The sequence below is a fragment of the Legionella sp. D16C41 genome (genome assembly GCF_048541585.1).
Taxonomy (GTDB): Bacteria; Pseudomonadota; Gammaproteobacteria; order Legionellales; family Legionellaceae; genus Legionella_C.
In genome coordinates, this window is the sequence record NZ_CP183303.1 from 367,962 (window position 1) to 388,404 (window position 20,443).

Below are 20,443 nucleotides of genomic sequence, written 5' to 3' on the forward strand. Positions count from 1 at the left end.
ACTATCATTTTCGCACAACCTGCGCTCAAATTAATCCATTCACCAAGATTCAAAAATATCCTTAAGCCTTGGTGAATCGTAAACACCTGCTTTATTGAAGCGTTGCTACATTAGTCTTTGCAGAAGTATTGTTAGAATCATCGGGTGTTTTACTAAAAAATTGGAGCGCATAATTAGTATTGGAGCTTGAATATGAAGAAACATTATTCGTTTTTAATTGCTTTTCATTATCACTTATAGTTGCAACTTCTTCCTTAGGATTTTCTATTACTTCTGCTTGTTTGAGTAATTCTGCAATTTGATGTAGGGCAGGGTTTAAATTAAACACTAATTCAATAATAACTTTTAAAATAGTATGCTGGCGAAGCTCACCTTTTTCATAGCGTTTTAGGTCATAGCCGACTGGGTCGTTTAGAGGATCGCCATGCTCAATATAATTGCGCAAAGTACGAATAGCTTCGTAATCTTCATTTAAATATTTGCAAAATTTGGCTTCAGGGTAATGTTGAATTCTATCTAAATGTTGTAAAAGGTGACCTGCATTATACTCCAGGGCATCATTGAGTTGTCGGTTAAGCTCTAGTTGTTGAGCTAATTTTTTACGGCCATGCGATAAGTGATAACGATCCCACTCTTCAAGCGTTTTATAGGGATGTTCTTTTAGTAGATAACCTTCTTCAAAAAGAAATTCCTCAATGTTATTAAGTGCTTCAATGGCTGCATAAATTCGTTTGATTGGATTAAGTTGATGCGCCGCGATTGGATCTTGCTTAAAAAAACGTGCTAATTCTCTTAAGGTAGGAAAGAAAAGAAATTTATTTTCCTTTTCTAATTCTTTTTGCTTAGCTTGCTCTTCTAACTCTCGACGCTTGCGATTTCTTTCTTCTTCCGTAGTTTTAATAGCATCACTTTTTGGAAAAATGGCTGTAAGGCTTTTATAACGCTCTTTATTTTCTGCGCGGGTAGGTAAATAACGTAGAAGCTCGCCTTGTCTTCTTTTATCGGGAATTGGAATTTCACCTGCAAAAATATTATGACATTCTACTATAATTTCTTGTGGCGCATTCTTCTCAATAAGTGCTTCAAGAAACAATTGTTCCTCGGTTTCTGGTACACGTCTCGTTACTTCTTCTTTTGGAGATTCTTTCGCTACTACAGAAGTTGCTTTAACATAACGTTCTAAGATTTGTAGCCACCGTTTTCCCGAATCATGCTCATATCGGCCAATTTCCACTTCACGTGCTTTAACAATTTGTGTTAATTTTTTCTGAAAGTCACTAAATTCTTCACCAACAATTTTTTCTAAGCGAGGCAAATTGGTAAGTAGTAAATCGATTTTATATTTATTATCTCGTTCATCAGGATGACACAAGCCGTCTCTTACCGTAACAAATGCATTCCAATCAATAGTATTATCAAGTTCCGTAATATCTTTAGAAAGTTTTTTACCGGTACAAAGTTCTCCTATTGCTTGCAGACGACGTAAGGCAGCATGTCGGCCAGATTTTTTAGTTAAGTCAAAACGCTGCCTATATTCTTTACCTTTTTCTGGCGGAATATTAACTAAGAATGAAAGCCTATCGGAAAGCTGTTTCTTTTCATAAAGATTAGATGCTTCATGCTCAGAATAATTAAATAAGTTAAGTAAATTGAGTAATGTTAAGTTATCACCTAAATGACTTGTAAAGGCTTTAATAGCGGTTAACGAAATAGATGAAATAGGATTATTCTGACTTTGCGAGTGATTAATTAAAATTTTCTCGAAGAAATCTTTTAGGATAGGTAAATCCATACTAATTATAGATGGCACGGCATTTTCAACGAATTCTTCCATATCCTCAAATTCATTATATAGTCTTAAAAAAACATCAGGGTGATTTTCAAGCGGTTGATTTAAAGACACCGGGATAGGTAAAAAAATATACCGATTATCATCTTTAATTCTTACTAGGCCACCAAATTGCTCAAATGTAAACCAAGTAAAGGGCGCTGGTCCAAAAAGTTTTTTATATCGTTCACGAAATTCACCTGACAAATTACGAATCGTTAAAGAAATTTTTTCTAAATGATTACGTGCTTGCACTAAAGTAAAATCAAAGACGACATTAGCCTCAATGGCATCGGGTGTAAACGCTACAGGAATACGCCGGTCTGACGCCATATTATGGTAGGTTAATAAATGGTTGATAGATGCTAAAATAAATTCAAGTCTTTGTTGATCATAGCGGGCATTTTCATTATCTGTTTTAAAATTATTCTTAGTAGGTAACTTATTAAAGAGAGTATCAAGATTGGTTAGTTTTTCTTTAAATTTCGCTTCAGAATTATTTAAGATTTTTTGTACTACATTGTAGCGGTGTTTATCAAGAATGGTAAACCCATCACTTAATTTTTGCTCTATATTGGCTCCAGCATTTTTTAATAAAGTAAACAAATGACTATTTTGATGCTGTAGAGCGTAAAGAATAGGTGACTTACCTAGAACATCTTGTTTATTGATATCAATACTTAGCTCAGTTTTATAATTTAATAGCGCTTTAACTAGACGCAAGCGAGTTTCATCACTATTTTTACATTTCTGACATAGCAGTAATAAGGCTTTAGTATAATTTTTTTTATTTATGTATTTAAAGACGCGATCAAATGATTTACTTGTGGTTATTTTTTTAAGATCTGATATCAAATTAGCATGAGCAGGCATTAGTTTAACTCCATTACATCAATTTCAATTAATGTGCTTGCCATTAAAAATTATATTAATTAAACGGCTTTCATATAATTGAAACAAGGTAGCCTAATTTATATTACCTTGCCCTGTTTTTGTCTACAAAAATTATCATTTTAATTTAATTGGTTAGATACAAGTGACGCTTATAAAATAGTTGATGGCATAGTGAATGAAGAAATCATTAATCAAGCGCAAAATGCCACTATCAATAATTGATGTTGCTTCGGATTAATATCATTAATATTCTTGTTATCGGCTATATTGAACCTCATACATTTCTTAGATAATATGCCTTGGCACAATTGGATATTATAAATTAAAGAATAAAAATCTTTTAATAAACAAGGAGATATTATGCCTCATAATAAGAGGTCGCAGTTATTCGTACATAGACCCCAACAAAAACCTCGCTATAATAAAGCAGCGAAGCAAAACGAATTAAGCTTATTATTAAATCATGATCGAGATAGGGATTCTAATTCTCAATTGACAACTGTATTTTCATTATTTCTGTTAGCCACCTATGTAACTCCAAGTCAGGCTAACTGTATACCACCACGAGGCTCTTATACAAAGACTTGTCATGTTAAAGTTGAACCCTCTATAGCCGATAAGGATCCGTCTCCCACAGCAATGTGTAGATATAGCTTCTACTGTAAAAGAGAAAATAGAGAACACGAACGTACCAGCGTCAATTCTGTTTATATTCCAAAGAACTTAGTTGATAATAGTTTTATTGAAAACTGTGATGGGTTTCCCGTTGTAAGAGCTACTGATGAATCAGTATGTACAACTCATGATGCCATTATCGATTCAAATTCATATTTAGGTATGTAGAAGCATTTAAGGTTACAGATATAAGAAAACCCCGAGATGCAGAATAATAAAGGTATTTTGGGGTATGCCCAGAAATTATATCAACTTGAAAATCGATATTAATATTAAAGTTCTTGCATAATCGGCAAATTTTTAATTTAAAGCAGGGTGTAATTTTTTTGATATAGCACGTAAGGAATGATCGAATAAATATTTACACCTAATATAAAACTTATCAAATACTATTATATTTCATTAGGTATCTACCAAAAGTTTATTAAATATATTCTTTTAAAGAGTAATTACTTTTCCCAGAAATGACGTGAGAAAAGAATAAGTAGAGAGAATATTTCTAATCTACCCGCTAACATAGCAAAAATTAATACCCATTTACTTGGTAAGTTTAATAAAGCAAAATTGGAGCTAATAGTTCCAATTCCTGCTCCAGCATTGGCAAGACTTGCGATGACAGCTGAAAAAGAGGTCACAAAGTCATTACCTAGGGCCATTAAAAGAATAACCAGTGTCCAAAATAAGGCAATAAAAACAGAAATAAAGCCCCACATCGATTGTAAAACAGACTCTGATAACGCATGTTTACCAAATTTAATAGTAAAAACAGCATTTGGATGAACTAAACGCGCCATTTCTCGCTTACTTTGTTTAAACAGCAATAAAGCACGAATAACTTTAATACCTCCGCTTGTAGAGGCAGCACATCCACCAATTAAGGCAAGTAAAATAATTAATAAAGGCACAAAGGTTGGCCAATGACTGAAAGGCTCTGAAAGAAAGCCTGTAGTTGTGGCAAGCGATATTATATTAAATAAACTTTTAATTAAGGTATGATGACTGGCACTAAAAAAACCATACATCACTAAACTTAAAGTGACAATTAAAGTAGCTAATAAAAGAAAAGCCAGGTAACAGCGAAATTCTTCATCTTGCCAATAATGAGATATAGTTTTTTTTCTAAAGGCAATGAAATGAAGAGCAAAATTAGTACCGCCTAATAGCATAAAAAAGCAAGCGACTAATTCAATACTTTCGCTATGATAATAAGCAAAACTAGTATCATGCATAGAAAAGCCGCCTGTTGAGACAGTAGCAAAACTTTCTCCTAGTGCATCAAACCAGTTCATACCTGCTAGCCAGTAACAAAACATACATATGAGGGTTAATAATAAGTAAATGGACCAAAGGGCTTTTGCTGTTTGTGCTATTCGGGGAGTTAATTTACTGTCTTTAAGTGGCCCTGGCGTTTCTGCTTTATAAAGCTGCATACCACCCACGCCTAACATAGGTAAGATAGCTACCGCCAACACAACAATACCCATACCACCTAAAAATTGTAATTGTTGTCTATAAAATAAAAGCGCATTTGGCAAGCCATCAAGATTAGGAATAATACTTGCTCCTGTGGTCGTAAAACCTGATACTGATTCAAAGACTGCGTCGGTAATATGATGGCCTTTTAGAGCAAAAACGAAAGGCAGAGAGGCAAAAAAACATAAAACAAACCAAAATAAAACGACAATTAAGAAGCCGTCACGTATTTTTAATTCATGATTTTCATGCCTAAATAGAAAAGCAAAGAAAGCGCCAATACTAAATGTACAGGTAAAGGCAGCGACAAAAGGAAGCCAAAATTGTTCATGAAAGATAAGATTAATAAGTAATGGAGTTAGCATACTTATGCTAAACATCATTAAAAGAAAACCCAGTAAGCGAAATATAGTTTTAAGTTGCATGATAATACGTAATACAATCGATTAAGTTGTTTAGCTCAGCACCAAACAAAAATGAAAATTTGTTGACAGGCTATTTTTGTAGCTCAACATCCCATAGCTTGTCTATACGAGCAAGAGCTGTAACCTAAAAAAAGATTTTTCATTTTTGTCCGATGTAAAGCTAGACAACATGGTAAATTAATTAATTTAAGAAAGTTAAAGTTACCTGAAATAATGTTTCAAGTTGACGCACATAGCGTCGTTTAAGTAAAAGTAAAATAACATGATCATTGGATTCAATTATTAATTCAGACGTTGCTAAAATGGGCTTATTATCTCGTATAATAGCAGCAATAAAGCAACTAGGTGGTAATTCTATCTCAGATAGGCTACGTCCTACAACTTGGGAAGTATAATGATCGCCATGCGTAATAAGCTCGATAGCCTCTGCCTCCCCATCCTGAAGTCGGTGCACTTTAACCATATGACCACCACGTAATTTCGCAAGTATGCAGCCTATTGTAATGAGCTGTGGTGAAATAGCTTGATCAATCGCACTATCCTTAATTAGTTCTACATAGGCGTGACGATTAACAAGCGCCATAGCTTGACGAACACCTAAGCGTTTAGCTTGTAAGCAGGACATAATATTAGCTTCATCATCATCTGTAACTGCACAAAAAACATCTGTAAATTCAATATTTTCATTAATTAATAAATCGCAGTCAGCGATGTCGCCTTGTAATACAGTTCCTTTGTGTAATTGTAATGCTAAGTCCATAGTCCGATTAATATTATGATCAATAACTTTAATGCGATAATTGGCTTCTAGAGTCTGGGCAAGTTGCGAACCGATATGCCCTCCACCAGCAATGATAATACGTCGATTGGGCGGTGTATAACAACCTAGAACAATCATAATATGCTGAACAGCTTGAGGTAATGCAATGAATAAAATTAAATCATCTGCTAATAATTCAGTTGTCGCAGTAAGTTCAAGCGCTGTATTATTACGAAAAATAGTTAGTATACGGCAATCAATATTAGTAAGTTTTTGTTGTAATAAAGTTAAGGTTTGCATCTCCAAGGCACTTTGGGAGGATAATTTAATAGTGGCCATCAACAATAAACCATCACCAAATTCAAAAAGTTGAGTTGCACCAGGATAATCAATTAAGCTTTGAATATGTTCGGTAATAAGTTTTTCAGGGCTAATACATACATCCACTGGGACGTGATCTTTATGGAAAAGTCCAGGATAGGTGTAATAATGTTGTGAACGAATACGTGCTATTTTCATAGGTGTTCGAAATAGGCTGTAAGCTATCTGGCAACCCATCATATTAATTTCATCACTATTGGTAACTGCAATAAGCATATCGGCTTGTTCTATACCAGCTTCTATAAGCACACTTGGATGTGAGCCTGAGCCATGTACCGTTTGGATATCTAGGCGGTGTCCTAAATCACGTAGCTTATTTTCATCCAAATCAACTAAGGTTATATCATTTTCTTCGCGCGCTAAGTTACGGGCTAAAGTACCTCCCACTTGGCCGGCACCAAGAATTACTATTCGCATAACACGCCCTCATAAACAAAAGTTGCAGGACCTGTTAAAAAAATAGAACTTTGTTCATCTAACCATTCCACAAGTAAGTCACCTCCTTGTAACGATACCTTAATCGGACTTACTAAACCATGATATAATTGTGCAGCTATAGCCGCTGCAACAGCGCCGCTACCGCAAGCTTGTGTTTCGCCACAACCACGCTCATAAACACGAAGAGCAATATGATGTTTATTAATAATCTCCATAAAGCCTGCATTAGTTTGTTCTGGAAAAAGAGCATGCTCGCTAATCTCCTTTCCTAATTCATCGACTGAGGTATTAATTAAATCATTAACAACCGTAATTGCATGAGGGTTGCCTACACTTAAAGCATGAAAGTAGTGTAACTGGCCATTTTTTAAAGGTAGTGAATAAAGCGGCATCAATTTAGGGGCAAGTAATGGAATATTTTTCGGCTCAAAAAGAGGCTTACCCAAATCAACCGTGACTGTATCGTCTTCATTAATTTGTAAAAACATGCGTGTTGTTTTGGTAGCAACACTTATTTTCTTTTTATTAGTTAAGCCATAATAGCTAACAAAGCGTGCGAGGCAACGAGCGCCATTACCACATTGTCCTACCTCTTGGCCATCGGCATTAAAAATGCGGTAAAAAAAATCAGTTGTATTATCTTGACCAGGCTCTACAAGCAAACATTGATCAAAGCCAATGCCGGTATGACGTTTAGCTAAAGTAGGTATATCTAATTCATCTGGCTTAATAGACTGTCTTATAGCGTCTATCACGATAAAATCATTACCTAAGCCATGCATTTTAGTAAAATAAAGGGGCATGATAATCTCAATTCGAAGGTTAGGTCACCGGTTTTTGTTGGTCGGGTGGGGGAGGCGGCGGTGGAAGATAGAGAGGACCTTTCTGTCCACAAGAAGTAAGATTTAATATACTAACTAAAGCAAGTAAAGTGATTAATGAAAATTTCATAATTATAATAATGGATTAAACTATTTGTCGATTATAGAAAATAGCTAACTAAATCGCTATCTGATTTATAAACTAAATTAGTGAGGATTATTTTGGAAATGGTGCAGAGGAGCTTTCAATAGTTTCGCCATCGATAACCTCCGTATGGACAGGAGCTGTAGTACACGCAACTTTGCTCTTCTTCTTTATAGGTAGTCCTTCTTCAGCTAGAGACTCTTTTTTTTCACCTGTTTCTACAGAAGAAGTGGCCTCCTTAGCTGTAAAACTATCTTGTTTTCTTATAAAGTCAACAGTTTGTCGCATTTTAGTAGTCACTTGCTGATAAGAGCGAGCATTAATAATAATGGTCTCCGTTTTTTCAAGAATAGTTAAGTCACTTTTCTTTTCTTCCCATTTAAGTTCAAAAGTTAATAATTTAGGGATAATAGATTTGTCATTACCATAAACTGGCACAACTTTGACTTTTATTTTTTGAACAGGGTATTTCCTTTCTTCAGTTAATTTTTCAACAATAAACCGCTCGACTAAATTCAGTGTGTTATAATTTGCAGCAGCTGTAGTTGGCAGCAAATGCTTAGGTGTATGCTGCCCACCTAACCAAAGTGCTCTGAGATGGCTCCAATGGTATTTACTACCTCTAACTAGGACTATCGTTTCTACACCATGGGCTACAAAGACTTCGCGGGAGGTCGCGTGTGCTAGTTGATTTTGGCCCATACGGCGGATTATAGATTTTTCTATATTATCTAAGGTGATTTCAAATTCTGTAGGTTCTATGCGTTCTACGGTCAAATTAGGTAATTTAGTTTCTATATCTTCATCTAGACTAAATACCAGTCTTCCTTCACCAGGTTTTTTACTTTCTGGAGTAAACGGTGTATAGCAAGAAACAACCTCTGATTGGTGAGGTGCATTTTGATTGGTAGTAGTGTGGCTATGAAAAAGGCGAACTTTAGTTTTGCCCCTAGGAGTTCTTTTGATTGAAATGTTTGGATAATCCTTATGTGGTGAGGCGTCCTCAAGTCCCTGTGTAAGTGGTATGTTTTTTTCCTCACAATGGGTTTGTAAGCCAGAGGAAGGTGTTGTTGTATATACAACACAACGTCGATTAGGATCCTGATTTTCTTTATCATCGGTCTCTTCTTTTCGCCTTTTTTTACTATATTTCTGCGCTGGAGGTTTAGCTTCTTGTGCTAACTCCTTTTTCACTTTTCGGCCTGGATTTTGATTTTGTAGCTGAGCATTGATTTTCTCAAAGGTATTTCCTAATGTATTACTTACCAAATAAATTAAGAAAGGGCGGGTTAATTTTTGGCGTTTGTGCGTTTGAAATTGATTGAAAAGCTTCTGCCATTTCTCTACTTCAGTAAGAGTATCATGCTTTTTAATGATGGTTTCTATATTAGGCAGGCATTGAATACAACGATCCCTAAACGCCTTAACTTCCTCAGAGTACATAAAGAGTAGATCCTAGATAATTATAAATTTATTTAACTATTAAACTATCTAATTATAAATTATTTTAATTGATTTTAAAATAGACATTTTGTTTATTTTTTAAAATAAGCCCTTTATGTATTTATAAGTAATTAAATAATATGACAAATTGATGATTTATATTTAGGCTAAACTATGTGTTTTAAATAAATCTTGTTGTTATGAATAGCCTATATCAACATTTTATAATTTTACTCTCTGTATATAGGTATAGAGTTCATTAACAATAGGCTTTAGACCATGAATAAATTATTAAATTAGACTTTTGCAGATGATTTAATAATCAAAATCACTTAAACTACACGGTTTAATTTAGCAAGTTTATAGTAGTAATAAGCTGGATGATTAAAGCACTTAAAAACAGCTAGAGGTGGTGTTAATAATCTAATTTGGAGTTTTAGTGACTATATTTAATTCACAAAATACTGTTCCCGCAAAAGGTTGCGTCATCTGGATGCATGGCTTGGGGGCTGATTCATCAGATATGGCAAGTTTAGTAACAGAGTATCCCATTTCGGAGTTAGCGCTACAGCATATTTGTATTGATGCACCTATTCGGCCGGTGACGTTAAATGCTGGGATGCGTATGCGTGCTTGGTATGATATTGTTGGCCTAACCTTGACTGATAGAGAAGACAGAGAAGGGATTTTACACTCTTATAATTATATTAAAGATGTAATTATGGAGCAGATACAAGCAGGTTATGATTCCTCTCAGATTGCACTTGCTGGTTTTTCTCAAGGTGGGGCAATTGCTTTATATACAGCGCTTCATTGTAGTTTCCCTCTCGCAGGTGTCATTGCTTTATCTGCTTATTTGCCACTAGTTTTTGAGTGCAAGCCAACTTTGATGAAAAAGACACCAATTTTTATGGCTTCCGGATTATATGATCCTATAGTTCTACCCGACTGGTCAAAACAAACAAAAGAATGGTTAATAGCTCAAGGTTTTGATGAACTTACTTGGCGACAATATCCTATGGAGCACGCTATTTGTCCTGCTGAAATTACAGACATTGCCAGTTGGTTATCTACTCACTTCCAAGGAGTTTAGATAGCATGAGAAATGTTAAAAAGTCTCGTATCGTCCGTTTTTCATGCGAGCAAATGTTTAATTTAGTTAATGATGTTGAGCATTATCAAGAATTTCTACCTTATTGCTCAAATAGTATTGTCAATTATCGTGATGAAGATGAGGTTCAGGCCACACTGGTAATCGCTGCTGCTGGTATGAGTAAATCATTTACCACCTGTAATCGACATCTTCCTAATAAAATGATCGAAATCAGGCTAGTTGATGGCCCTTTTAAGCACTTGGAAGGATTTTGGCGTTTTAATGAGGTAGCAGAAGGTTGCGAAATTTGCTTTGATTTGGAATTTGAATTTGCTGGTCGAATGTTTTCAATGTTGCTTGGACCCGTTTTTGAACAAGTCACCGATAAAATGGTAGATGCGTTTTGTGAGCGTGCTGAGTCATTATATGGTTGAAGTTGAAATAATTTATGTTGATAGTGAGCAAAAAGTAACTCACTTTCATTGCAGTCTCTCTGAAGGGGCAACGGTAGGAGATGCACTAAAGCAATCTAGTATATTTACTCGTTGTCCGGAAGCTCACGGTTTACCAATTGGTATTTTCTCTAAACGTGTAGAAGAGACAACCGTATTAAAACCAGGTGATCGAATTGAAATTTATCGTCTCCTTATTAATGATCCTAAAGAAAAGAGACGTTTAAGAGCTCAAAAGAATAATAAATAAGCGCTCATCTAATGGCTCAATTTAAATACTCTGTCATTTCGGCGTAGGCGAAGATCTATCCTAATACTGGCACTGTGCCTACATAAAAATAGATTCCCGCCTACGCGGGAATGACAAGACTATTTTTCCAAATAGTGCTAACTTAAAACATTGTCATTTTGGTGTAGGCGGAGATCTATCCTAATACTGGCACTGTGCCTACATAAAAATAGATTCCCGTCTACGCGGGAATGACAGGACTATTTTTCCAAATAGTGCTAACTCAAAACATTATCATTTTGGTGTAGGCGGAGATCTATCCCAATACTGGCACTGTGCCTACATAAATCTAGCTTCCTGCGTGCGGGAATGGCAGCGCTGTGCTGAAATCTAAGAAAAGAGAGACGTTTAAGAGCTCAAGAGAATAATAAGTAAGCGTTTCATCTCTAATGGCTCAATTTAAATACTCTGTCATTTCCGCGCAGGCGGAAATCTATTTCAATACTGGCACTGTGCCTATATAAAAATAGATTCCCGCCTACGCGGGAATGACGGGGCTATTTTTCCAAATAGTGCTAATTCAAAACATTGTCATTTCGGCGTAGGCGGAGATCTATCCCAATACTGGCACTGTGCCTACATAAATCTAGCTTCCTGCGTGCGGGAATGGCAGCGCTGTGCTGAAATCTAAGAAAAGAGAGACGTTTAAGAGCTCAAGAGAATAATAAGTAAGCGTTTCATCTCTAATGGCTCAGTTTAAATACTCTGTCATTTCCGCGCAGGCGGAAATCTATTTCAATACTGGCACTGTGCCTATATAAAAATAGATTCCCGCCTACGCGGGAATGACGGGGCTATTTTTCCAAATAGTGCTAACTCAAAACATTGTCATTTTGGTGTAGGCGGAGATCTATCCCAATACTGGCACTGTGCCTACATAAAAATAGATTCCCGCCTACGCGGGAATGACAGGGCTATTTTTCCAAATAGTGCTAACTCAAAACATTGTTATTTTGGTGTAGGCGGAGATCTATCCCAATACTGGCACTGTGTCTACATAAAAATAGATTCCCGCCTACGCGGGAATGACAGGGCTATTTTTCCAAATAGTGCTAACTTAAAACATTGTCATTTCCGCGCAGGCGGAGATCTATCCTAACATTCGCACTGTGCCTAGATAACAATAGATTCCCGCTTGCGCCGGAATGACAAAATAAAATCTATTTTAATACTCACATGGAGCCTACATAAAACTAGCTTCCTGACTGCGCAGGAATGGCAGCGCTGTCTTGAAATCTAAAAAATTTATAAGATCTTATTTGCATTAATTACGTTCTATCTTAACTAAAGTATTGCGTTTAAAGTACAGCACAATATTTCGCGTTTCAGTAGCACCATTACCACGCCGCCATGTATAAACATAATCCCAGCGATCGTTGTTAAAAGTTGGGCTTAATAGGCTAGTGCCCATTAAAATTGCGACATCTTCTTTACTCATGCCAACTTTTAAACGTTCTATTTTTGCTTGAGGTAATAAATTTCCTTGTTGGACAACACGTCTAGCAAAATCATAAGACATACACTGTGTTAATAACAGTGTTAAAGCAATCATTAAGATACGTAGAGTAAATCTCATTTTTTTTGCTCACTACTAAAAATTTCGCCATAATATCATGCTATCTTTAGAAAAACACCTGCTTTAAGCATAACTGTCTAGGAGTCTTTAGTGGAAGAGAGTCAACAATTAAAAGATGCTGGTTTAAAAATTACTATGCCTCGGTTAAAGGTATTACAAATCTTAGAACAATCAGCCGATCATCATCTAAGTGCTGAGGCTGTATATAAAAAATTGTTAGATATGGGTGAAGATGTAGGCTTAGCTACTGTATATCGTGTTTTAACCCAATTTGAAGCCGCAGGTTTAGTATCTCGGCATAATTTTGAGGGTGGTTATTCAGTCTTTGAATTATCGCAAGGCGAGCATCATGATCATCTAGTCTGTGTCAAGTGTGGAAAGGTTGAAGAATTTGTTGATGAAGTAATCGAGCAGCGACAACAATTAATCGCCAAACAAGCGCAATTTAAAATGACTGATCATGCACTAAATATTTATGGTCTATGTCCAAATTGTCAATAATTTGCGGCGCAATAAATTTATTTTGTGATCTGTAAATAAACCATTTGTTTAATTGATTTCAAGATTATGGTATGTTCTACAGGTTATATTTGTTTTAGGTCTTGTTTATGTACTTAGGTCCTTTTTGGTGCGAGGAAAGAAAGCATTGGTTACGTTTTAATATTCAAAAAAGTGGACAATGTGTTGCTGAAATTGCTTGGGCAACTGAAACTGGTGTTTGCTCAGCTTGGGTCGCTGTTGAAAGTGGATTTTGGATAGTGAATGCACAGTTAAATTTGAAGCAATCATTTCTTCAGGGTATAGCGGTTGAGGACTACTCCTTAAAAGAGGTTAAACAAGGCTTTTATCTTAAAAATGGCATTCTTTACAGAACGAATTGGAACAGATCGCCTTACCTAAACCCGGACCAATTTGAAATCAGCCAATTAATTGCTGATATAAATTTTAAACGTATTTCTCCTGATCGTTTGGAAAATAATCCTTTTGTAGGTCCTAACCCTAAAACAAGTACGTTGTCTAGTGAAAAGCTACTTCCTAAGCTACCACGTACACCAGAAATGCAAGCTATTCAACAAAAGCAATGGCAAGCTTGGCAAAAGTCTTCTATTCGCGCAACTCTGGTAAATAATATTAACCTTATAAGCGAATTACCCGAATTAAATGAAAAACTTAAAAGCCTACATAACGCGGAATCTATTCTATACAGCTATGGCGAAGCTAATTTATTTGAAATGCTTAATCCGGAATTATTTTCTGATGTATATAGTTATTTAGCTACCTTAGAAACTGTTACAGATGAGAGAAGTCCTTTATATCAGTTACTGAAAAGCATTGCTGCCGAGACTGCATTTGATAGAGAAACAAACATTAACCCTAATAATAGCAATGCTGAAATAAGGAAATACTTATATAAAAGTAAATTAAGTTATTTATTGAATTTAATAGTAGCTGAGAGAGAAACATTATTAAAATTCTTTCATCTACCTATTACACCTTTAATTTACTCACTACCGGTGATGCCTTCTCAAAGCATACAATTTCATGAAAATGAAGTGATAAGTTCATCAAATCCTCTATCTATCAAGCCAGTACACGAGGAGCAACTAGTAATTGATAAAGCAATATTATCAGCAATAAAACAGGCTACTATTAAAGCCGTTAATAATTATCGAGATTGGTATTTTAGCGAAGATAAAAGTCAGGTTAGAAAAGGTTTGTTTAGTCGATTGCGTCATGGTTTAAAAGGCCAGCAAAGGGCACTTGAATTAAATGATGAAATTCAAAGAACTACTAATAGTGCTGATGCTATCTTAAGCATTCTAAACTTTTTGTATCACCCTAAATGTAGGTATCAACGTCATTCATTTAGTACTTTTCTCTTAGAAGAGTTGCAAAAAATTCCTAATGAGAATTTACCTTGGAATGATCCAGTTGCAGATTTTGAAAATAATGAGTCTTCTCGTTTTTATTGTTGCTAAGATAATTTATTAAATTTTTTTTTAATTACAATTTATAATAAAATTTTAGTAGGCGCGCTATTTTATAAAAGAAGATATATTATTACACTATTTTAGTAGCGCTAAGAATAATGAACCTACATTCTATAAAAACATTACTAGACTTCTACCAAGCTAAGCAAAGCTCTACTTTTTCTTTAGGTAATCTTTTGATTAACAATCAGGTTATCGCCGATGGCTCAATTAATTTATTATTTAAAAATCTTAATCGTCATGGATTAATTGCTGGTGCAACAGGCACTGGTAAAACTAAAACCATGCAGGTGTTATGTGAGCAATTATCGTTAGCCGGTATACCCTCATTTGTGATGGATATAAAAGGTGATATATCAGGATTAGCTATGTCGGCTGTAAGTAGTGATTTTCTAGCAAGTCGCAGCCAATTATTAAATGTTCCTTTAGAACCTAAAGCTTATCCAATTGAATTATTCACTTTAAGTCAATCACTAGCTGGAATTCCTTTACGAACCACGCTAGTGGAGTTTGGCGCGCTATTGTTAGCTCGGCTTTTAGAACTTAATGAAACACAAGCTAGCATTATTACCATTATTTTTGAATATGCCAAAGTAAATAATTTACCACTTATTTCTTTAGCTGATTTCAAAGCTATCTTAAATTTTACGCAAACAGACTCTGCTCGGGCTGATTTTAAAGCCCAGTTTGGCAATATTGCCAGTACATCAATTAATATTATTTTGCGTAAGATTATTGAGCTTGAAGCACAAGGAATACATCAGTTTTTTGCCAAGCCTGCATTTAAAATTGAAGATTTGTTACGCGTAAATGAGCAAGGCGAAGGGATAATTTCTATTTTGCGGTTAATGACAATGCAAGAAAATCCTAAGTTATTTTCTACATTTATGATTAAGCTCTTAACCGATGTTTATCAAAAATTACCAGAAATTGGTGACCCAGTTAAGCCGAAGTTAGTTTTATTTATTGATGAGGCGCATCTAATTTTCAATGAAGCTAGCAAGACCTTATTACAACTATTAGAAACTACTGTAAAATTAATTCGTTCAAAAGGGGTGGGGATTATTTTTTGTACCCAAACACCTGATGATATTCCATCTAATATTTTAAGTCAGCTAGGTTTAAAAATTCAGCATTCCTTACGCGCATTTACAGCCAAAGATAGGCAAGCAATTAAGTTAATTGGACAAAATTTTCCACCTTCAGATTATTATAATGTGACTCAGTTACTTACTTCTCTCGGTATAGGTGAGGCGTTAATTACCGCTTTAGACGAGCGTGGTCAGCCAGCGCCAGTTGTGCATTGTATGATACGCCCGCCTATGTCGCGTATGGGACCATTAACCCCACAAGAAGCAGAATCAATTGTTGCGAAGTCTACTTTATTAGAACATTATCGAAAAATAACTATTACACCGACAGCTGCACAAATATTAAATAATAAAAAACAATCTGTAGCGGGTAAAGTAGGTCGAGCTAAATTAAAAAAAGAGCCACCAACCTTTATGACTACTTTAGGTAAAAGTAAGTTATTTCAACAAATAGTGCGACAAGTTTTCCGCGAATTAACTAAAGCATTTTTACGAGCAATGGGAATAAAGAAATAATCCTTAGCATAAAATTTTATAGACTAGGCTGTATTTTTAGCCCTTAGTCTTTTATTAATAATTTTAAGGTACTAGCTATAACATTATTGAGCATAATTAATGTATTTTTTTGTCCTGTTAGACTTTGTTTACATTCTAATTCAAGCCCTAAGTAGTCAGCAGCCGTATACTTTTTCCTTAAACTTGTTGTAAAGCCATCACTGCTACCTCGGTAGGGGTAATTTAGTTTCGTCTTTAAGTGCTTAGCGTGTTGTCTTAATAACTGCTGCCAGCAGCGAGCAAGTTGTTGTTCAGCGGCACGTTTAGGATCATATAGTAAGCCAATATCAGTTGTTCTAACTGTTCCATTTAAGTTTGGTGTAAAGCTATGTACAGATAAATGACAGACCTGATAGCCGTCTGCCATAGTTTCTTGAATTAATTGTTCAACTGTTTGGCGATAAGGCAAGTAGTAGTGCTGAATTAAATACTCTTTTTCTGTAATTGAAAATTGGCTAGATACTTCAGAAAAACATGCTTTGTGCTTGAGGCTACGATTACAATCAATTAATAAACGGCTAACTGTGGCACAAATTAACGGATAAGCAAGTGTTTGGTTTAAATGGTTAGCCACTTCTAAGGCGCCAATATCGTAGCCCCTATGCGTAGTTAATAATTGCTTATAATCCTTAAAGTGATAACTATAACTACTTGGGATAGTATTGACTGCATGTTCACAGCTTAAAATAACTCTTATAGGTTTCACGCTGGATTAAATTGTTGATTTGTTAATAAACAATGACTAAGTTGACGATAAATACTTAAGAGAATATTTTGGCTTATATTTAGCCCGCTCGCTTTTAATAAACGCTCGCTTAAATTACCTTGACTTAAAATATATTCTAAAGCACGTTGGCTGGCATTATCTAAATGACTACTAACTTGCTCTATAAGTTGCGACCATATCTGCCTGCAATTTTTTAGAGAGTCATTTAATTGCCATTGCTTAAATAATTCTTTATCTTCAACGATTACATTAAATCCATTGACTCTAGTTTTATCATAAAGTGTTTTTAAACGTTCGGTAGGATAAGGGTTTTCTAAAAAATAAGTGGAGCTTTCAATCCAATTTTTAAGGATATAGAAAATTGCTTTCGCAATAGCAATATCGGCAGTTACACACTCTTGTGAATCCAGAATACGAATTTCGATCGCTTTTGGACCAAATTTAGGAATAGCTGCTCGAGAATTTAACCATTCATATTGCAAAATACCTTGTGGGTCATAAGGCTTAATGGCTTTATACATAGGTTGTAGTACTTTTTGTTGATAATCAGCTTCTGTACTTATGAATTCTGGAATAATATTGCCACTAATAGAAGGAATTCTGCCTTGATTGCTACCATAAAAATCTAAACGAGTATCTATAATTCCGGTTGCGCGTCCTTCTAGAAAAGGTGTGCTTGCGGCAAGAGCGGGTAGTAAGGGTAATAATAAGCGGATGGCATTATGCAGTTGATTAAATTCAGCATCATCAGCAAAAGGCAAATTAATATGCATGCTTTGTAGATTTGCCCAGCCATGACCTTCGCAATTAAAAATAGTATCAAATTGTTGATAAAGCTCTTTTTTATCATGCGGCCAACGTTTAGTTTCTTTAAAAGGATTCATCCAAGGATGGGCGCCAGTAGGTAATAATTGCAGTTGGTGCTTGGCTAATACCTGATTAATCTTTTCAATGGCTTGTTGAAAATAATCAACTAAAGGATTAGAGATTGGACGAGGGCCATTATTTTTTAATTCCAGAACATGTAAAACTAATTCATTACTGACCGCAATATCGCCTAAGCTAACTTCATTGACTAGTTTTCCGGCAAGCTCCTGCAAAATTAAGTCACTTTTAGCTTCAATATTTAGTGACATCTTATCAACTAACATGTATTCAATTTCGATACCTATTACAGAGAAAAGAGAATAATTAGACATAACCGTGCTTCCTGCGAATCCGTTGAAGAAAAACATTCATAATCTGTTGATAAAGTGCATCACCTAGTATTTTATCTTCCCAACCGTAATCGATATTAGGGTTGTCATTAACTTCAATAACATAATGTTTATCGCCGTAGCTTTTCATGTCAACCCCATACAATCCATCACCAATTAAGCGGGTTACTTTTAAGGCAGTTTTAATAATTGCTTCAGGAACTTCGTGAATAGGTACTGATTCAATTTTACCTTCTCGCGTTTCTTTAGTTGCTTCTTCCCAATTATAAATCTGCCAATGATTCTTAGCCATGTAGTAACGGCAGGCAAAAATTGGACGATTATCAAGGATACCGATACGCCAATCAAATTCTGTTGGAATAAAGGGTTGAATTAACACTAAGTCTGAAGTTTTAAAAAATTGTGATAATGATTTTTGCAGCGATTTATTATCTTCAATTTTAATAACACCATGTGAAAAAGCGCCATCAGGCTTTTTTAATACACAAGGAAATTCAATTTCTGGTACCTCTTTATCGTATTTGCTTAAAAAAAGTGTTTCAGGCGTTAAAATTTGATGACTGCGCATTAATTCAGCCAAATAGACTTTATTACTACACTTAACAATTGACTGCGGATCATCAATAACTACCAAGTTTTGTTGATGAGCATATCTGGCCATACGATAAGTATAATGATTGACAGCGGTGGTCGCGCGAATAAATAAGGCATCATATTCAGCAAGGGATTTATTATCACTTTTTTCAATAAAGTCGACATTCAAACCCATGTCCTCACCAATATGAGCAAAGAAATCCAATGCTTTTTTATTAGATGGTGCATTAGTTTCAGTCGGGTCAATTAAAATAGCTAAATCATGATAACGTTGTTTTTTACGCCATTGATGAAAACGTTTTTTAGATAAATAACTTTCTGCTGCTTGTTTTAAAAAATCCATGTGATGAGTGGGTACATCGGTTATCGATAAGGCTTGGAGATTTTTTATCCGCCACTGCCTTTTTCGCTCCAGTGTAAAGCGAAGTAGAGGGAGGGGAAAAAGACCATGTAATTTCTTAGCCAGTAAGGCATGACGTTTAGCCATATTTTGGCCAAAGTAAAGGCTAAAAACAAATTCATCTGTTTTAATATCATGAAGGCTATGTTCAATTTCTTCATCTATTTCTTGTGAAATTAACTTAGACAAGCTGGTACTTAGCACATCTTGAATACTATCTACTGAGGGAATAACTTTATGATCACGAGCATGGGCTAAGAGTGAAGCATAGTAACCAATACTCTGATGATGATAGGATTGGCAAAGATTAATAACGCGCATTGCTTTACTTTGCGTGTATTCCTCTTTAGAGAGATAATCTCTTGCATGAACGATTGTTGCAAGGTGGCTTAAGAACTCCCAACTGGGAGGCTCATCAGTTACGATTATCGTTTGCATCCATCACCCCCTTAGGTTGAATAATCAATAAGTTAGCGTCATAAGTTAAGACACCCAACATGATTGCATTAATTAATCTACTACTATTTACTTTATAATAATTATCCTGTGATAGCGGATTTTCTCGATGAGGATCAGCAACAATAATTAATTTCTGTGATTCATCAAAGCCGCATAACACAACAAAATGGCCGGCAGGGGTACCACGAATATCATCATAAAGCCCTTGGCCATCTTTAGTATAAATTTCTCGTGCACTTCGATATAGATAAGTGGCACTTAAACCGGTTAGGATAGGAATTTGTTGATTGAAATAGTTTTTTAACAGTTGCACACTTAGTGTTTTAAAACGTATTTGGCCACCTAAATTAATATAATCTAAATAAGAATGGCTTGCTTGTAGGAAACGTTTTGTTTTTTTGTATTTCATTTGTGTTTTAAGTTTGCGAGTTAGAAATGCCGGGCAGGCGGTACCATTATTCTCAAACCAAGTAGGATCGAAAACATTTAAATTATTGACATATAAAATAGTATCAAAACCTTGTAATAAGGCATGCTTGCCTAGCATTGATGCTAAAGTACCTCCCGAAATTGCACGCTCAACAGTATTAACAATCTGTTCTAAGGACAATTCTAAATTATAATAACGATAAATTGCATGTAAGCTAGTAGGACCGCATGTTTCATCATCAGGTTGGGTATAGATTGTTAAATCAATCATAGCTGCTTTAAACAAT

Annotated in this window: 17 protein-coding genes and 1 pseudogene; 7 read left to right on the top strand and 11 right to left on the bottom strand. The window is 35.3% G+C overall.

The features are described 5' to 3' along the window. Window positions 1-91 precede the first annotated feature (91 nt). The gene (locus ACNVED_RS01720; protein ID WP_419420040.1) at window positions 92-2,701 is read right to left on the bottom strand and encodes a hypothetical protein; all 2,610 of its coding nucleotides are present in this window, start codon (window positions 2,699-2,701) and stop codon (window positions 92-94) included. 381 nt (window positions 2,702-3,082) lie between these two features. Between ACNVED_RS01720 and ACNVED_RS01725 the strand changes: the two genes are divergently transcribed. Beyond that, complete coding sequence (locus ACNVED_RS01725; protein WP_419420041.1) at window positions 3,083-3,565, top strand: hypothetical protein; 483 nt, start codon at window positions 3,083-3,085, stop codon at window positions 3,563-3,565. 281 nt (window positions 3,566-3,846) lie between these two features. On the opposite strand, the gene ACNVED_RS01730 is transcribed toward ACNVED_RS01725, so the two are convergent. The 5 genes from ACNVED_RS01730 to ACNVED_RS01750 form a co-directional block, all read right to left on the bottom strand. Then, entirely contained in the window at window positions 3,847-5,253 is a 1,407-nt protein-coding gene (locus tag ACNVED_RS01730; protein WP_419420042.1) for a TrkH family potassium uptake protein, read from the bottom strand. Window positions 5,254-5,476: 223 nt separating this feature from the next. After that, window positions 5,477-6,853: a Trk system potassium transporter TrkA gene (gene trkA, locus ACNVED_RS01735; RefSeq protein ID WP_419420043.1), complete on the bottom strand. Its 1,377-nt coding sequence runs from the start codon at window positions 6,851-6,853 to the stop codon at window positions 5,477-5,479. After that, on the bottom strand, window positions 6,844-7,677 hold the full coding sequence (gene dapF / locus ACNVED_RS01740; protein WP_419420044.1) for a diaminopimelate epimerase: 834 nt from the start codon (window positions 7,675-7,677) through the stop codon (window positions 6,844-6,846). The genes trkA and dapF overlap by 10 nt, the downstream gene beginning before the upstream one ends. Before the next feature lie 19 nt (window positions 7,678-7,696). Further along, window positions 7,697-7,825 carry an LPS translocon maturation chaperone LptM gene (gene lptM, locus ACNVED_RS01745; protein WP_419420045.1) on the bottom strand — a complete coding sequence of 43 codons (129 nt, stop codon included), beginning with the start codon at window positions 7,823-7,825 and terminating at the stop codon, window positions 7,697-7,699. An 87-nt stretch (window positions 7,826-7,912) separates the two neighbouring features. Beyond that, the gene (locus tag ACNVED_RS01750) at window positions 7,913-9,283 is read right to left on the bottom strand and encodes a hypothetical protein (protein WP_419420046.1); all 1,371 of its coding nucleotides are present in this window, start codon (window positions 9,281-9,283) and stop codon (window positions 7,913-7,915) included. Window positions 9,284-9,722: 439 nt separating this feature from the next. Between ACNVED_RS01750 and ACNVED_RS01755 the strand changes: the two genes are divergently transcribed. The 3 genes from ACNVED_RS01755 to ACNVED_RS01765 are packed head-to-tail and all read left to right on the top strand — an operon-like array spanning window position 9,723 to window position 11,078. Then, a complete protein-coding gene (locus ACNVED_RS01755; protein ID WP_419420047.1) occupies window positions 9,723-10,376 on the top strand; it encodes an alpha/beta hydrolase in 654 nt (217 codons plus the stop codon). 5 nt (window positions 10,377-10,381) lie between these two features. Continuing rightward, complete coding sequence (locus tag ACNVED_RS01760; protein ID WP_419420048.1) at window positions 10,382-10,810, top strand: type II toxin-antitoxin system RatA family toxin; 429 nt, start codon at window positions 10,382-10,384, stop codon at window positions 10,808-10,810. Continuing rightward, complete coding sequence (locus tag ACNVED_RS01765) at window positions 10,803-11,078, top strand: RnfH family protein (RefSeq protein WP_419420049.1); 276 nt, start codon at window positions 10,803-10,805, stop codon at window positions 11,076-11,078. Before ACNVED_RS01760 ends, ACNVED_RS01765 begins: the two co-directional genes overlap by 8 nt. Window positions 11,079-12,381: 1,303 nt before the next feature. Here the strand turns inward: ACNVED_RS01765 and ACNVED_RS01770 are convergent. After that, window positions 12,382-12,724 (bottom strand): annotated as a pseudogene (locus tag ACNVED_RS01770) (outer membrane protein assembly factor BamE). A gap of 59 nt (window positions 12,725-12,783) precedes the next feature. Here ACNVED_RS01770 and fur point away from each other — a divergent pair. From fur to ACNVED_RS01785, 3 genes are all read left to right on the top strand, one after another. Beyond that, window positions 12,784-13,194 (top strand): ferric iron uptake transcriptional regulator, encoded by a 411-nt coding sequence (gene fur, locus ACNVED_RS01775; RefSeq protein ID WP_419420050.1) that lies wholly within the window; start codon window positions 12,784-12,786, stop codon window positions 13,192-13,194. A gap of 107 nt (window positions 13,195-13,301) precedes the next feature. Then, a complete protein-coding gene (locus ACNVED_RS01780) occupies window positions 13,302-14,672 on the top strand; it encodes a hypothetical protein (protein WP_419420051.1) in 1,371 nt (456 codons plus the stop codon). Window positions 14,673-14,782: 110 nt separating this feature from the next. Continuing rightward, window positions 14,783-16,291, top strand: coding sequence for a helicase HerA-like domain-containing protein (locus ACNVED_RS01785; protein ID WP_419420052.1), 1,509 nt, complete (start codon window positions 14,783-14,785; stop codon window positions 16,289-16,291). A 43-nt stretch (window positions 16,292-16,334) separates the two neighbouring features. Here ACNVED_RS01785 and ACNVED_RS01790 read toward each other — a convergent pair whose 3' ends face one another. From ACNVED_RS01790 to ACNVED_RS01805, 4 genes are read right to left on the bottom strand one after another with little or no spacing between them, the layout of a single operon-like run. After that, window positions 16,335-17,036, bottom strand: coding sequence for an N-formylglutamate amidohydrolase (locus tag ACNVED_RS01790; protein WP_419420053.1), 702 nt, complete (start codon window positions 17,034-17,036; stop codon window positions 16,335-16,337). Continuing rightward, a complete protein-coding gene (locus ACNVED_RS01795) occupies window positions 17,033-18,256 on the bottom strand; it encodes a glutamate-cysteine ligase family protein (RefSeq protein ID WP_419420054.1) in 1,224 nt (407 codons plus the stop codon). The genes ACNVED_RS01790 and ACNVED_RS01795 overlap by 4 nt, the downstream gene beginning before the upstream one ends. Beyond that, the gene (locus ACNVED_RS01800; protein ID WP_419420055.1) at window positions 18,249-19,706 is read right to left on the bottom strand and encodes a RimK family protein; all 1,458 of its coding nucleotides are present in this window, start codon (window positions 19,704-19,706) and stop codon (window positions 18,249-18,251) included. The genes ACNVED_RS01795 and ACNVED_RS01800 overlap by 8 nt, the downstream gene beginning before the upstream one ends. After that, window positions 19,684-20,427, bottom strand: coding sequence for a C39 family peptidase (locus ACNVED_RS01805; RefSeq protein ID WP_419421131.1), 744 nt, complete (start codon window positions 20,425-20,427; stop codon window positions 19,684-19,686). The genes ACNVED_RS01800 and ACNVED_RS01805 overlap by 23 nt, the downstream gene beginning before the upstream one ends. Window positions 20,428-20,443 lie beyond the last annotated feature (16 nt).